Origin of the sequence: Massilia hydrophila (assembly GCF_020208145.1) — a bacterium.
GTDB lineage: Bacteria > Pseudomonadota > Gammaproteobacteria > Burkholderiales > Burkholderiaceae_D > Telluria > Telluria hydrophila.
Map to the genome: position 1 here is coordinate 549,177 of NZ_JAHYBX010000001.1, position 13,186 is coordinate 562,362.

Here is a 13,186-nt window from a genome sequence, read left to right on the forward strand (position 1 = left end):
GCGGGCCGCACCGGGACGGCAGTGCCGCCCGGCCAGTTTCTCGTCCGTCGTTCAGTCCGAGGACGCGTCGCCCTGGGCCGCGCCGGCGCCCTGTTCCAGGAAGGAGCGCAGCATCCAGGCATTCTTTTCGTGTACTTCCATGCGGGTGGTCAGCATGTCGGCGGTCGGGTAATCGTCCAGCTCGTCGGCCACCTTCACGCCCGCGCGCAGGGTGCGCACCAGGGTTTCGTTGCCATCCACCAGCTGGCGGATCATTTCCTTGGCCGACAGCACGTTCGGCTCCTCGGTAATGCTGGACAGCTCGGCATAGCGCTTGTAGGTTGCCGGTGCGAAGTGCCCGAGGGCGCGGATGCGCTCGGCGATATCGTCCAGCGCGTTCCACTGCTCGGTGTATTGCTCCTCGAACATCACGTGCAGGGTCGAGAACATCGGGCCGGTCACGTTCCAGTGGAAGTTGTGGGTCTTCAGGTAGAGCATGTAGGCGTCCGCCAGCACGGTCGAGAGCGATTCGACGATCTTGGCGCGGTCTTCGGTCGTGATTCCAGTATCCATGTGCATCGCGTTTTCTCCTGGTAAATGCGATAGTGTCGTAAGGAAATGACAACACTGTCAAAGATGCATCAGCTTAGCACTACCTGCAAAAATGCGTGTTTTGAGTGTCACGGTTCAAAGGCGGGGCGTGAGAATGTGCAAGTATTCGGCGCCGCGACATCCGTACAATGCGCCCACCGATCAGCCATCACAGGATCCACATGAAGCGATTTTCCACGGCGGCCGCGCTGCTGGCGCTGGCCCTCCCTTCCACTGCCCAGGAAACAGCCGCGCCTGGCCCCGTCGCTGCGGAAACGGTACAGGTCAGCAGCATCAAGGATCCCGCGCTGCAGCCTTATCGCCGCATGCTGCGCGGGCTCGATGCCTGGGACAAGCAGCGGGCGCTGGCGCCGCAGGCCAGCCTGCGCTTCGAGTTGTGGACCGCGGACGGACACCCGGCCCCGGTCGAGGGCCTGCAGCTGCGCATCGCGGGCGAGCGGGTCGACATTGCGCTGCCACTCGATGCCGAGGGCAGTTTCGCGCTGCCGCGCAGCCAGGAAGCCGACGAGGACGACGCCGACCTCATTTCCAACCGCAGGAAGGACCAGCTGCGCTGGCGGCCGCGCGTGCGCACGCCGGGGCTGCCCGGGAATGTGCGGCGGCTGGGCGACCTGCGGATGGAATGCGCGGTGTCGATGGCGATCGGCAAGGAAGAGGTTCCGCTGCTGTTTCGCGCCGCCGCGCTCGCGGCGGGCGGCCTGTGCCGGCTGCCGCAAGTCGCCTACCAGTACCGCACGCCGCGGCCGGTGGCCTCGGCCACACTGGTATCGGGAGAGCGCAGGGAGGCGCTGCGGCTATACCGCAACGGCAGGGAAATCGTGGCGCCGCTGCGCGACAGCAGCTGGGACGACGAAACGCTGATCGTCTACGCGTTCGCGTCGGATCAGCCTTGAAACAGCACCGCCTTTCTTCACGCCACGTGTTGCATGGCTGAAGAAAGGCGGCGATTATTCACAGGACGTTGAAACCCGCCTGCGCGGAGAAGACCCGGTCGACCGGGATGACTCAGTTGATCGAGCCGCTGGCCGGCATCATGCTCTCCACCGGCGCATCGCTGGCGAACAGCTGGGCGCAGTCGACCTTGTCGAAGGCGTAGTGCTTGCCGCAGAAATCGCAGTTGATGCCCAGTTCACCCAGGTCGGCCAGCGCCGAGTCGACTTCCGCCTGGCCCAGCATCTTGAGCATGTTGCCAACCTTTTCGCGAGTGCAGCTGCAGTGGAACTGCGGATGCTGCGGGTCGAACACGCGAATCGTCTCTTCCCAGAACAGGCGCTTGAGCAGGATCTCGATGTTCGTGCTCAGCAGTTCCTCGCGCTTCAGGGTCTGGCCCAGCATCACGGCGCGGTTCCAGGTTTCCAGGTCTTCCGCTTCGGAAGCCTGCTTCTGCTGGTCGTCCTTGCCGCTGTGGCGAGGCAGCTTCTGCAGCAGCAGGCCGCGCGAGACGCTGTCGTCGGCCGCCAGCCATAGGCGGGTATCCATCTGTTCGGAACGCAGCATGTAGTTCTCGATGACGGTCGCCATGTCCTCGCCGGTCAGCGGCACCACGCCCTGGTAGGGCTGCTGGCCCGGCACCTTGTCGGCCGGGTCGAGCGTGATCACGAAGCGGCCCTTGCCGTTGACATTGAACATCTGGGTCAGGCTGGCGTCATCCGGCAGCTCGGCGTCCGGCGCCAGTTTCGCGGTGGCACGGATGCGCAGCTGGGCGTCGCATTCGACCACCAGCAGGCGGACCGGACCGTCACCGAAGATCTGCATCACGATGGCGCCGTTGAACTTCAGGTTGGCCGACAGCAGGGCGCTGGCCGCCACCATCTCGCCGAGCGCGGAACGCACGGCCTTCGGATAGGCGTGCCGGGCCTGGATCTCGCGCCAGGTGTCGGAAATCTCGATCAGCTCGCCGCGTACGGCGGCGTTATCGAAAATAAATTTTTGCAGGGTGTCGCGCGGGGCGCTCATCACTTCATTCGTCATTCTTTATCCGATCTTCTTGAGCTGCGCCTTGAACAGCTGGCCGCGCGCCACATAGCTCGCGGCGCTGGCCTGCAGGCGCAGCAGGTCTTCTTCCGTCAGGGTGCGCACCGCCTTGGCAGGAGAACCGAGGATCAGCGATCCGTCGGGGAATTCCTTGCCTTCGGTGACCAGGGCGCCGGCGCCCACCAGGCAACCCTTGCCGATCCGGGCGCCGTTCAGGATCACGGCCTGGATGCCGATCAGCGAGCCGTCGCCTACCGTGCAGCCATGCAGCATGGCCTGGTGGCCGACGGTCACGTTCTTGCCCAGCACCAGCGGGTAGCCCATGTCCGTGTGCATCACCGTGCCTTCCTGGACATTGCTGTTCTCGCCGATGGTGATGCGTTCGTTGTCGCCGCGCAGCGTCGCGCCGTACCACACCGAGGCATTGGCCTCGAGCGTGACCTTGCCGATCAGGGTTGCCGTATCGGCCACGAAACTGGAAGCGTCGATCTCGGGCGCATGCTCGCCCAGCTGGTAAATCGCCATGGATGTGCTCGCGGAAGCTGAAATGCCGCTATTGTAAACCCCCAGCCCGCCATCGTCCGGTCGACAGGAAATGGGGTCATCCTGCGCAATATCAAGCGTCCCGTTATAATGCGAACGACCGTACTATTTTCGGCCGTATCCGGCCGTACTTTTATTCCGCAGCCATGATCCCGTCCCGTTCCGAATTCCTTCCCATCCGCGGCCTGCGCACCCATGTGCGCCACTGGGGCCGCGTAGGCGCCCCGAAAATCTTCATGCAGCACGGCTGGATGGACGTCTCGGCCTCGTTCCAGTTCGTGGTCGACTGCCTGCGCCAGGACTGGCACGTGATCGCCTTCGACTGGCGCGGCTTCGGCCTGAGCGAACGCTCGTCGGCCGACACCTACTGGTTCCCGGACTACCTGGCCGACCTCGAGGCGGTGCTCGACCACTACGCCCCCGGCGAAGCGGTGAACCTGCTCGGCCACAGCATGGGCGGCAATATCGTCAGCCTGTACGCCGGCATCCGGCCCGCGCGCATCGCGCGCCTGGTCAACCTGGAAGGCTTCGGCCTGCCGGCCACCCGTCCCGAGCAGGCGCCTGGCCGCTACGCGAAATGGCTGGACGAACTGCGCACCAGGCCGGAGATGCGCGGCTATGCCAGCCTGGACGAAGTGGCCGCGCGCCTGCAGAAGACCAATCCGCGCCTGCCGGGTGAGCGCGCGGCCTTCCTGGCCGGCCATTGGTCGGCCCTGGACGCGGACGGCCAGTGGCGCATCCTGGGCGACCCCGCGCACAAGATGACCGGGCCGCTGCTGTACCATGCCGACGAAGTGCTGGCCTGCTGGCGCCGCATCGCGGCCCCGGTGCTGTGGATCGAGGCGGAAGAGACCGAGATGTGGCGCTGGATGGGGCCGAAGGAAGAAGCGCGGGCCGAGATCGACCGCCGCCGCGCCCACTTGGCCGAGGTCACGGCGCGCATGATGCCGGGAGCGGGCCACATGCTGCACCACGACCAGCCGGAACTGCTGGCGCGCATGATCGAAGCCTTCCTGGACGGCGCCGAGGTGCCCGGCTAGGGAAGACGCACGCTGCCATGGCGTCAGCACGGGAGCGTGAATGCCGCGTACAATGTCCGGCACCATTGCCACCATTGCTACCCATTGCTACCCATTGCCGTGCCATGAAAGTCGATCTCCACTGTCATTCCAAGGTCTCCGACGGCGTGCTCGCGCCGGCCGCGGTTGCCGCCTATGCCCATCGCAGCGGCGTCGATGTCTGGGCCCTGACCGACCATGACGAAATCGGCGGCATCAAGGCTGCGCGCCAGGCCGCAACCAGCCTCGGGATGCGCTTCGTGGCCGGGGTCGAGATCTCGGTGACCTGGGCCAACGAGACCGTGCACATCGTCGGCCTGCAGATCGACGAGGACAACCGCGCGCTGGTCGAGGGCCTGGCCGCCACCCGCAACGGCCGCCAGGCGCGCGCGCGCGAGATCGCCGCCCAGCTGGCCGCGGCCGGCATCCCGGACGCCTACGAAGGCGCGCTGCGCTATGTCGGCAACCCCGACCTGATCTCGCGCACGCATTTCGCCCGCTACCTGGTCGAGACCGGCGCCTGCGGCACGACGGCCGAGGTGTTCCGCAAGTTCCTCACCGAGGGCAAGCCGGGCTATGTGCCGCACCGCTGGGCCACGCTGGAACAGGCGGTCGGCTGGATCCGCGGCGCCGGCGGCATCGCCGTGGTCGCGCACCCCGGCCGCTATCCGTTCAGCGACACGGCCGAAGGCGCGCTGTTCGACGCCTTCCGCCAGCTCGGCGGCAGCGCCATCGAAGTGGTCACCGGCAGCCATACGCCGGACCAGTACGGCGTCTATGCCGAACAGGCGCGGCGCTACGGGTTTCTTGCTTCGCGCGGCACCGACTTCCATGCGCCGGGCGAATCGCGCATCGAGTTCGCCGAGCTGCCGCCGCTGCCGGCCGGGCTCACGCCGGTCTGGCACGACTGGTTCTAGCCGTCCTTGTCCAGCTCTTGAAGAATCCCCCCTGCAGCCCAATCTTGGCAGCCTGACATCAACCAGCTCCAGGAGCCGCCATCCATGAAACGTGTCGTACTGTTCCTCGCCACCAACCTCGCCGTTGTGCTGGTGGTGTCACTCGTGCTCAACCTGCTCGGGGTAGGACGGGCGGTATCGGGGCAGGGGATCGACATCGCTTCGCTGGCAGTGTTTTCGCTGGTCGTGGGTTTCACCGGCTCCATCATCTCCCTCCTGATGAGCAAGCCGATGGCCAAGTGGTCGACCGGCGCGCGCGTCATCGTGCAGCCGGCCAACGGCACCGAGCGCTGGCTGGTCGACACCGTGCGCAGGCTGGCCGAGCGCGCAGGCATTGGCATGCCGGAAGTGGCCGTCTACGAGGGCGAACCGAATGCCTTCGCCACCGGCGCTTTCAAGAATTCCGCGCTGGTGGCCGTGTCCACCGGCCTGCTGGCCAGCATGGACCAGGACGAAGTCGAGGCCGTGCTCGGGCACGAAGTCGCCCACATCGCCAACGGCGACATGGTCACCCTGACCCTGATCCAGGGCGTGGTCAACACCTTTGTCGTGTTCCTGGCGCGCGTGGTGGGCTTCTTCGTCGATAAAGTGCTGCTGCGCGGGGACGACCGCGGCCCCGGCATCGGCTACATGGTCACCGTGTTCGTGTGCGAGATCGCCTTCGGCATCCTGGCCTCGATCATCGTGGCCTGGTTCTCGCGCCAGCGCGAATTCCGCGCCGACGCCGGCTCCGCGCGGCTGCTGGGCAGCGCATTGCCGATGCAGCATGCGCTGGCCCGGCTGGGCGGCCTGGCGCCGGGCGCGCTGCCGTCCTCGATGGCCGCTTCCGGCATCTCCGGCAGCGGCGGCGGCTGGGGCGCGCTGTTCTCGACCCACCCGCCGATGGAGCAGCGCATCGCGGCGCTGCAGGCGCTCCGTTAAGCCCACAGCATCAAGCCCAGGACAGGCAGAAAGGCGACCGATGGCCCAGCACTTCCAGATCCATCCCGACAATCCGCAACCGCGGCTGCTGAAGCAGGCGGCCCAGATCATCAGCGCCGGCGGCATCGTGGCCGCGCCCACCGACTCCGCGTATGCGCTCGTGTGCCGGCTCGACGACAAGGCCGCGGTCGAGAAGCTGCGCCGCATCCGCGGCGTGGACGACAAGCACCACCTGACCCTCCTGGTGCGCGACCTGTCCGCGATCGGGCACTTCGCCCGGGTCGACAATAGCCAGTACCGGCTGCTGAAAGCCACCATGCCGGGCCCTTACACGGTGATCCTGGAGGCGACGCGCGAAGTGCCGCGCCGCCTGTCGCATCCCTCGCGCAAGACGATCGGGGTGCGGGTGCCGGAAAACCGCATCATGCTGGCCCTGATCGAGGAGCTGGGCGAGCCCCTGATCGGCACCACGCTGCAGCTGCCCGGCGACGAGCACATGCTGTCCGATCCCGACGAAGTGCTCGAGCGCCTCGGCAAGCAGATCGAGCTGGTGATCGACGGCGGCGCCGGCACGCTCGAGCCGACTACCGTGATCGACCTGACCGGCCCCGCGCCGGAACTGGTGCGCGAGGGCAGGGGCGACCCGGCCGCCTTCGGCCTCTAGGGCGGGCGCGCGGACGGAGCTGCGTCTTCAGGCTTTCCTAACTGCCGGGCGCGGCGGACCTGATAGAATCGCGCAATGGATCCTGAACTCATACGCAACATCGCCGTCTACGCGCTCCCCGTTCTTTTTGCGATCACCCTGCACGAAGCCGCCCATGCCTATGTCGCCCGCTATTTCGGCGACAACACGGCCTATGCCGCCGGGCGCATGACCCTGAATCCGCTGGTGCACATCGACGTCTTCGGCACCATCGTCATTCCGATCGCGCTCTACCTCACCACCGGCTTCGTGTTCGGCTACGCCAAGCCGGTGCCGGTCGACTTCGCCCGCCTGCGCAACCCGAAGCGCGACATGGCCTGGGTGGCCCTGGCCGGTCCGGCCGCCAATTTCATCATGGCCTTCCTGTGGCTGGTGCTGGCGGTGCTGCTGGTCGCCTTCGGCGTCGACGAGGCCTTCCCGCACAAGGTGGCCCAGGCCGGCCTGATCGCCAACCTCTTGATGTTCGCCTTCAACCTGCTGCCGATCCCGCCGCTCGACGGCGGCCGCGTGCTCACCAGCCTGCTGCCGAACACCCTGGCCTACAAGTTCGCGCGCATCGAGCCCTATGGTTTCTTCATCGTGCTGGGGCTGATCTTCTTTAACCTGCTGGCGTTCTGGGTGATGCCGGTGATGGGCCTGGGACGCATGCTGCTGCAGCTGATCGCTTCGCCGCTGACCCTCTTGCTGGGCTGAGCCATGGACACGCGCACGCCGCCGGTTTCGCCCTGGGTTGCGCGCTTCGCGCCCCTGGCCCTTCCCGGCGAGGCGCTCGACCTGGCCTGTGGCAGCGGGCGCCACACGCGCCTGCTGGCCGCGCGCGGCATGCAGGTCACGGCGCTGGACCGCAATCCGGAGCTGCTGGCACCGCTGGCCGGACCCCAGGTCACGACCCTGCAGCACGACCTCGAAGCCGCCGATGCCACCTGGCCCTTCGCGCCGGGACGCTTCGCGCTGGTGGTCGTCACCAATTACCTGCACCGTCCGCTGTTTGCGCAGCTGGCCGCCAGCCTGCGTCCGGACGGATTGCTCATTTACGAAACCTTCGCGCAGGGGAACGAGGCCTTCGGCAAGCCGTCGAATCCGGACTTCCTGCTGGCGCCCGGCGAGCTGCTGGCGCTGGCGGGGGCGGGCGGGCTGCAGGTGCTGGCCTACGAGGACGGCCACGTCGAGCGGCCCCATCCGGCCCAGGTGCAGCGCCTGTGCGCGGCCGGGCCGGCTTTCGCCAAAGCCGAAGCCAGGCTCGACCACGAATCTCGCGCAGAATGAACCATTGCGGCGGGCGATCCGCTACAATCAGACTTTTATTTACTTTCCGGCACCGTCAACGCATATGATTAAGGGCAGCATCGTAGCAATCGTCACCCCGATGTTCGAGGACGGCAGTCTTGACCGCGACTCCCTGCGCAAGCTGATCGACTGGCACATCGCGGAAGGCACCGACGGCATCGTGATCGTCGGCACCACCGGCGAATCGGCCACTGTCTCGCCCGACGAGCACGCCGAACTGATCCGGATCGCGGTCGAACATACCGCCGGCCGCATTCCCGTCATCGCCGGCGCGGGCGGCAATTCCACCGTGGAAGCCATCGCGCTGACCCGGCATGCGAAGGAAGTCGGCGCCGACGCCTCGCTGCAGGTGGTCCCGTACTACAACCGCCCGACCCAGGAAGGCATGTACCGCCACTTCAAGGCGATCGCGGAAGCGGTCGACCTGCCGGTGATCCTGTACAACGTGCCGGGCCGCACCGTCGCCGACATGAGCAACGAGACCGTCGCGCGCCTGGCGCCGATCGACAACATCGTCGGCATCAAGGACGCCACCGGCAACGTCGGCCGCGGCATCGAGCTGCTGCGCATGGTGGACAAGTCCTTCGCCGTGTATTCCGGCGACGACCCGACCGCGATGGCCCTGATGTTCTGCGGCGCCGCCGGCAATATCTCGGTGACCGCCAACGTTGCCCCGCGCGCGATGCACGAACTGTGCGCCGCCGCCATGGCGGGCGACATCGCGCGCGCGGTCGAGATCAACAACCGCGTGCTCGACCTGCATGCCAGGCTGTTCGTCGAGCCGAACCCGGTGCCCGTGAAGTGGGCGCTGGCCGAGATGGGCAAGATCCCGTCCGGCCTGCGCCTGCCGCTGGCGCCGCTGTCTTCCTCGTTCCACGATACCGTACGTGGCGCACTGGCCCAGGCGGGCCTTCTCTCTGCCTGAACCTCCGGGTTCCGGTTCCCAGTACCTGATATCGAAAGCCATGACTAACCGCACCAACAAGACCCCTGCCGCCGCGCGCGTGCTGACGCTGAGCGTGATCGCGCTGAGCCTCTCGGCCTGCACCACCATCTTCGAATCGGACAAGGTCGACTACCGCGGCGCCAAGAAGGCGGCCAACCTGGAAGTCCCGCCGGACCTGACCGCGCTGCAGCGCGACAACCGCTATGCCATCCCGGACGGCAAGGGCGTGGCCACCGCTTCCGGCTTCCAGCAGCAGCTCGGCGGCCAGGCCGGCGTGGCGCCGGTGGCCGGCTCGATGCAGGCGATCGGCCCGCTCTCGACCGAAGCGGTGAGCGTGCAGCGCAATGGCGACCAGCGCTGGCTGGTGGTCAAGCAGACCCCCGAGCAGCTGTGGCCGCAACTGCGCCAGTTCTGGGAGAACCAGGGCTTCGCCATCGAGACCGAATCGGTCACCACCGGCACCATGGAGACCAACTGGGTCGAGAACCGCTCGAAGATCCCGCAGGACTTCATCCGCCGCTCGATCGGCCGGGTGTTCGACAGCGCCTACTCCACCGGCGAGCGCGACAAGTTCCGTACCCGCCTGGAGCGCCTGCCGGATGGCTCGACCGAAGTCTGGATCAGCCACCGTGGCGCCGAGGAAGTGCTGCAGGGCGCGCAGAAAGACACCACGGTCTGGACCGTGCGTCCGAACGACCCGGGCCTGGAATCGCAGTTCCTCGCGCGCCTGGTGGCGCAGCTGACCGGCGTCAAGGAAACCAAGGGCGCCGAGACCATGGTCGCGCAAGCCCCGGTGGCGGCGCCGCAGGCCAAGCTGGTCGGCAATGCCGTGCAGCTGGAAGAGGGCTACGACCGCGCCTGGCGCCGTGTCGGCCTGGCGCTCGACCGCGTCGGCTTCACCGTCGAGGACCGCGACCGCGTGCAGGGCGTGTACTTCGTGCGCTACGTCGATCCGGATGCAGCCAACAAGGATGGTTTCTTCAAGCGCCTGCTGAGCTTTGGCAGTTCCGAGGAAAAGGCCAAGGAAGCGCAGCGCTACCGCGTGATCGTCAAGGCCGAGCAGGGCGCATCGACCAGCCAAGTGAGCGTGCAGACCAACGACGGCAAGACCGACACCGGCGAGACCGGCGCCAAGATCCTCAAGCTGCTGACGGACGAGTTGAAGTAATCCGGCGCTGCCTGCGAAAAAACCGGCCATTGGCCGGTTTTTTATTGGCTGTTGTCTTTCGTAGGATAGGCCGGTCTTCCGCCCACGCCGTCAACTTCCTCGCCGCAGGCAACTCTCCTCCCGCGGTTCACGCGTCACCATCCGGTAGGGACGAAAAAAAACCGGCCCGCAGGCCGGTTCTTTCATCAGACCGTGCTGATTACTTGGTTGCAGCAGCGTCAGCAGCTTGCGAAGCAGCGTCCGAAGCGGCAGCAGCAGCGTCAGCAGCGGTCGAAGCGGCAGCCGAAGCGGCAGCAGCAGCGTCAGCCGGAGCAGCGACGGTTGCGTCGGTAGCGGCCGGGGTAGCAGCAGCGTCGGTGGTAGCAGCCGGTGCTTCGACGGCGGCCGGAGCGGTGGTAGCAGCGTCTTCTTTCTTGCTGCAAGCAGCCAGAGCAACAGCCATCAGGGAAACGATCAGCAGGGATTTTTTCATGATTTTCCTTAATATTTCAAAAGTAAGTACTGCTTGTTTGAATAATAATTACCGGTAATTATTGCTCAGAGGAATTTTCGTGCTTTCAATAAAAGCAATACTGCCAGATAGGCAACGGAACCTTCCTGACCTGATATTATAGCCAAATTTACTGAATCGCAATAGCGAACCCGTGCTGCATTGAAAGTATTTTGCGACTTAACAAACTTTAGTTTGTTACAAGTTGCAACCGCAGGGGGAACCCGTCCTCCAGCAGTGGTTTTTCAGGTCCTATAGCCCGGTAGTGCCCGGCTGTAAGGCGGCCTGCGACTCTGCCCAGATCGCCTCGAAGCGATGGCCCGGCAGATCGACCGCTTCCGGCGCATCGAATGCGGCCTCGCCCCGCATGTAGCCGCTGTGAAAGCGGCGCAGCACGTGCCGGCCATCGACGATACAGAAGGAATCGGTCAGGCCGTGCAGCGTCCTGGGTGTGGCGCGGCAGGCGACGGCATGGCTGTAGTCGCGCAGCAGGCGCAGGAAGCGCGGATAATGGCGCTCGATGTGGGCCGGACTGTGCATGGCCAGGCGCAGGCTGCCGCCGCCTTTCAAGTAGGTCCTGAGCGCCGCATCGACCTCGCTCGCGCCCAGCGGGAACACGGCGAAGTCCGGATCGAACAGATCGATCCGCTCGCGCGCCGCAGCCAGGCAGGCGCGCCACTGCGCCTCGAACCCGGCCCGGCTGTCGAAATGCGTGATGGCTGGCGCCCCCATGGTCTGCTCCTTCGCTGTCAGCCGGAATGTTCAGCCGAGTTCGACCCAGCCGTCCTGGTACCAGGTGTACAGCGCCTCGAGCACGTCGTCGGTGGCGCTTTCCAGCAGCTCTGCGCCGATGCGGCGCTCGTTGGCCAGCACATCGAGCACGGCCTTGTCGGCGCGGCCGACGGCAAAGGATTCGCCATTGATGAAGACGTTCTTGCCGCGGTAGAGCATCAGCGTCTTGCTCGACAGGCGCAGGCCCTTCCTGGCCGCGGTCTCCATGAAGCGTCCCACGGTCAGCGGCTTGGCCGGACCGGTAAAGAACACATTGTGTTTCGGCTCGGACAGGTATTCGCCCAGGAAGATGGCGACGTCCTGTTCGTCCCAGCGCACCTTGTTGAGTTCCTCGGCAATGGTGGACAGCATCTCGCGCGGGATCTCGGCCGGGTTCTTCTGCACCTGGAGCGCCGGGTCGGCATAGCGGCCCGGCAGGTCGATCGAGTCGGCCATGAACTGCAGGAAGGCTTCTCCCAGTTCCTGGTAGGAAGGCGAACGGAAGCCGATCGAATAGGTCATGCATTCGCCTTCGGCCACGCCGTCGTGCGCATAGTGCGGCGGCAGGTAGAGCATGTCGCCCGGCTCCAGCACGAATTCCTGTTCCGCCTCGAAGTTGGCCAGGATCTTGAGCGGCAGGCCCTCGATCAAACTCAAATCCTGCTGGGCGCTGATCTTCCAGCGCCGCCGGCCCTGCGCCTGCAACAGGAACACGTCGTAGGAGTCGAAATGGGGACCGACGCCGCCGCCATCGCCGGCCACGCTGATCATCAGGTCGTCCAGGCGCGCGTCCGGCACGAAGCGGAACTGGCGCAGCAGTTCGTCGGCGCGTTCGTCGTACAGGTTCACGCCCTGCACCAGCATGGTCCATTCGCGCTCGCCGCGCGCCGGCAGTTCGGTGAGCGGGCCGTGCTGCATGTCCCACTGGCCGTCGCGCAGGGTGACCAGGCGCGATTCGACGTAGTTCTGGCGCGCCAGTTCGGCCAGTTTCGCCACGCTGAGCAGGGGCTTGAAGCCGGGGATGGCCTGGCGGATGAGCAGCGGTTTCTTGTGCCAGTAATCGCGCAGGAACTGGGCGGGAGTAATATTCCCGAGAAGCGGTAATTTATTCATGCGCCATTATAACCAGCCCGGCCGGGCCGAACTACCGGGAAGCTGCCAGCCGCCAGCGAAGGGTATAATCCGCAGCTTACATTGAAAGGATCTGCGATGAAGATTGCCAAGAATACGGTCGTGTCGGTCAACTACAAGCTGTCGGACGCCCAGAACAACCTGATCGAGGAGGGCGCCCAGCCGATGGTGTACCTGCATGGCGGCTATGAAAACACCCTGCCGAAGATCGAAGAGGAACTCGACGGCAAGGAAACCGGCTACGCGTCGACGATCCAGGTCGAGCCGGAAGACGCCTTCGGCGACTACGATCCGGAGCTGGTCAAGGTCGAGGACCGCAAGCGCCTGCCGGAGCCGCTCGAAGTCGGCATGCAGTTCGAAGGCGTGGCCGATGGCGCGGACGACGAGCCGACCATCTTCACCGTCACCGACATCGCGGACGACAAGGTGGTCCTGGACGGCAACCATCCACTGGCCGGCATGGCGCTGCGCTTCGAGCTGTCGGTGATCGACGTGCGCGAAGCGACGGCCGAGGAGATCGCCCACGGCCACGTGCACGGCGCGCACGGCCACCATCACGAAGAGATGGACGACAGCGAAGCGGGCGACCACTTCCGCAGCCAGCCGCTGAACTGAAACGCGGCGGATACCGATAAAGGCGTGCACGT

The 13,186-nt window shown here is 65.8% G+C and carries 16 protein-coding genes; 10 read left to right on the forward strand and 6 right to left on the reverse strand.

Going from position 1 to position 13,186, the window contains the following annotated elements; all coding sequences use genetic code 11:
* Positions 1 to 51: 51 nt before the first annotated feature.
* A complete protein-coding gene (locus tag LE190_RS02430) occupies positions 52 to 558 on the reverse strand; it encodes a Dps family protein (RefSeq protein ID WP_224943084.1) in 507 nt (168 codons plus the stop codon).
* Between the two features lie 194 nt (positions 559 to 752).
* On the opposite strand from LE190_RS02430, the gene LE190_RS02435 reads away from it, so the two are divergent.
* Positions 753 to 1,484 (forward strand): hypothetical protein, encoded by a 732-nt coding sequence (locus tag LE190_RS02435; protein WP_225237221.1) that lies wholly within the window; start codon positions 753 to 755, stop codon positions 1,482 to 1,484.
* A gap of 112 nt (positions 1,485 to 1,596) precedes the next feature.
* Here the strand turns inward: LE190_RS02435 and hslO are convergent, their stop codons facing one another.
* Together hslO and LE190_RS02445 are read right to left on the reverse strand one after the other, a co-directional pair.
* Positions 1,597 to 2,562: an Hsp33 family molecular chaperone HslO gene (hslO, locus tag LE190_RS02440; RefSeq protein WP_225237222.1), complete on the reverse strand. Its 966-nt coding sequence runs from the start codon at positions 2,560 to 2,562 to the stop codon at positions 1,597 to 1,599.
* A 3-nt stretch (positions 2,563 to 2,565) separates the two neighbouring features.
* Positions 2,566 to 3,090: a gamma carbonic anhydrase family protein gene (locus LE190_RS02445; protein WP_225237223.1), complete on the reverse strand. Its 525-nt coding sequence runs from the start codon at positions 3,088 to 3,090 to the stop codon at positions 2,566 to 2,568.
* A 164-nt stretch (positions 3,091 to 3,254) separates the two neighbouring features.
* Between LE190_RS02445 and LE190_RS02450 the strand changes: the two genes are divergently transcribed.
* From LE190_RS02450 to bamC, 8 genes are all read left to right on the forward strand, one after another.
* A complete protein-coding gene (locus tag LE190_RS02450; protein ID WP_225237224.1) occupies positions 3,255 to 4,148 on the forward strand; it encodes an alpha/beta fold hydrolase in 894 nt (297 codons plus the stop codon).
* Between the two features lie 104 nt (positions 4,149 to 4,252).
* Positions 4,253 to 5,083, forward strand: a complete 831-nt coding sequence (locus LE190_RS02455) for a 3',5'-nucleoside bisphosphate phosphatase (protein ID WP_225237225.1) — start codon at positions 4,253 to 4,255, stop codon at positions 5,081 to 5,083.
* An 84-nt stretch (positions 5,084 to 5,167) separates the two neighbouring features.
* Complete coding sequence (gene htpX / locus LE190_RS02460) at positions 5,168 to 6,043, forward strand: protease HtpX (RefSeq protein WP_225237226.1); 876 nt, start codon at positions 5,168 to 5,170, stop codon at positions 6,041 to 6,043.
* 40 nt (positions 6,044 to 6,083) lie between these two features.
* A complete protein-coding gene (locus LE190_RS02465) occupies positions 6,084 to 6,707 on the forward strand; it encodes an L-threonylcarbamoyladenylate synthase (RefSeq protein WP_225237227.1) in 624 nt (207 codons plus the stop codon).
* Between the two features lie 75 nt (positions 6,708 to 6,782).
* Complete coding sequence (locus tag LE190_RS02470; RefSeq protein WP_225237228.1) at positions 6,783 to 7,439, forward strand: site-2 protease family protein; 657 nt, start codon at positions 6,783 to 6,785, stop codon at positions 7,437 to 7,439.
* Positions 7,440 to 7,442: 3 nt separating this feature from the next.
* On the forward strand, positions 7,443 to 8,012 hold the full coding sequence (locus LE190_RS02475) for a class I SAM-dependent methyltransferase (protein ID WP_225237229.1): 570 nt from the start codon (positions 7,443 to 7,445) through the stop codon (positions 8,010 to 8,012).
* Between the two features lie 64 nt (positions 8,013 to 8,076).
* Positions 8,077 to 8,958, forward strand: coding sequence for a 4-hydroxy-tetrahydrodipicolinate synthase (dapA, locus tag LE190_RS02480; RefSeq protein WP_224943045.1), 882 nt, complete (start codon positions 8,077 to 8,079; stop codon positions 8,956 to 8,958).
* 40 nt (positions 8,959 to 8,998) lie between these two features.
* The gene (gene bamC, locus LE190_RS02485) at positions 8,999 to 10,147 is read left to right on the forward strand and encodes an NlpB/DapX family lipoprotein (protein WP_225237230.1); all 1,149 of its coding nucleotides are present in this window, start codon (positions 8,999 to 9,001) and stop codon (positions 10,145 to 10,147) included.
* Between the two features lie 199 nt (positions 10,148 to 10,346).
* On the opposite strand, the gene LE190_RS02490 is transcribed toward bamC, so the two are convergent.
* The 3 genes from LE190_RS02490 to LE190_RS02500 all read right to left on the reverse strand — a co-directional run bounded on the left by LE190_RS02490 (position 10,347) and on the right by LE190_RS02500 (position 12,521).
* The gene (locus LE190_RS02490; protein WP_225237231.1) at positions 10,347 to 10,619 is read right to left on the reverse strand and encodes a hypothetical protein; all 273 of its coding nucleotides are present in this window, start codon (positions 10,617 to 10,619) and stop codon (positions 10,347 to 10,349) included.
* 270 nt (positions 10,620 to 10,889) lie between these two features.
* A complete protein-coding gene (locus LE190_RS02495) occupies positions 10,890 to 11,369 on the reverse strand; it encodes a DUF7931 domain-containing protein (protein ID WP_225237232.1) in 480 nt (159 codons plus the stop codon).
* 30 nt (positions 11,370 to 11,399) lie between these two features.
* Complete coding sequence (locus tag LE190_RS02500; protein ID WP_225237233.1) at positions 11,400 to 12,521, reverse strand: cupin domain-containing protein; 1,122 nt, start codon at positions 12,519 to 12,521, stop codon at positions 11,400 to 11,402.
* A gap of 96 nt (positions 12,522 to 12,617) precedes the next feature.
* Between LE190_RS02500 and LE190_RS02505 the strand changes: the two genes are divergently transcribed.
* Positions 12,618 to 13,154, forward strand: coding sequence for an FKBP-type peptidyl-prolyl cis-trans isomerase (locus tag LE190_RS02505; protein ID WP_224942987.1), 537 nt, complete (start codon positions 12,618 to 12,620; stop codon positions 13,152 to 13,154).
* Positions 13,155 to 13,186 lie beyond the last annotated feature (32 nt).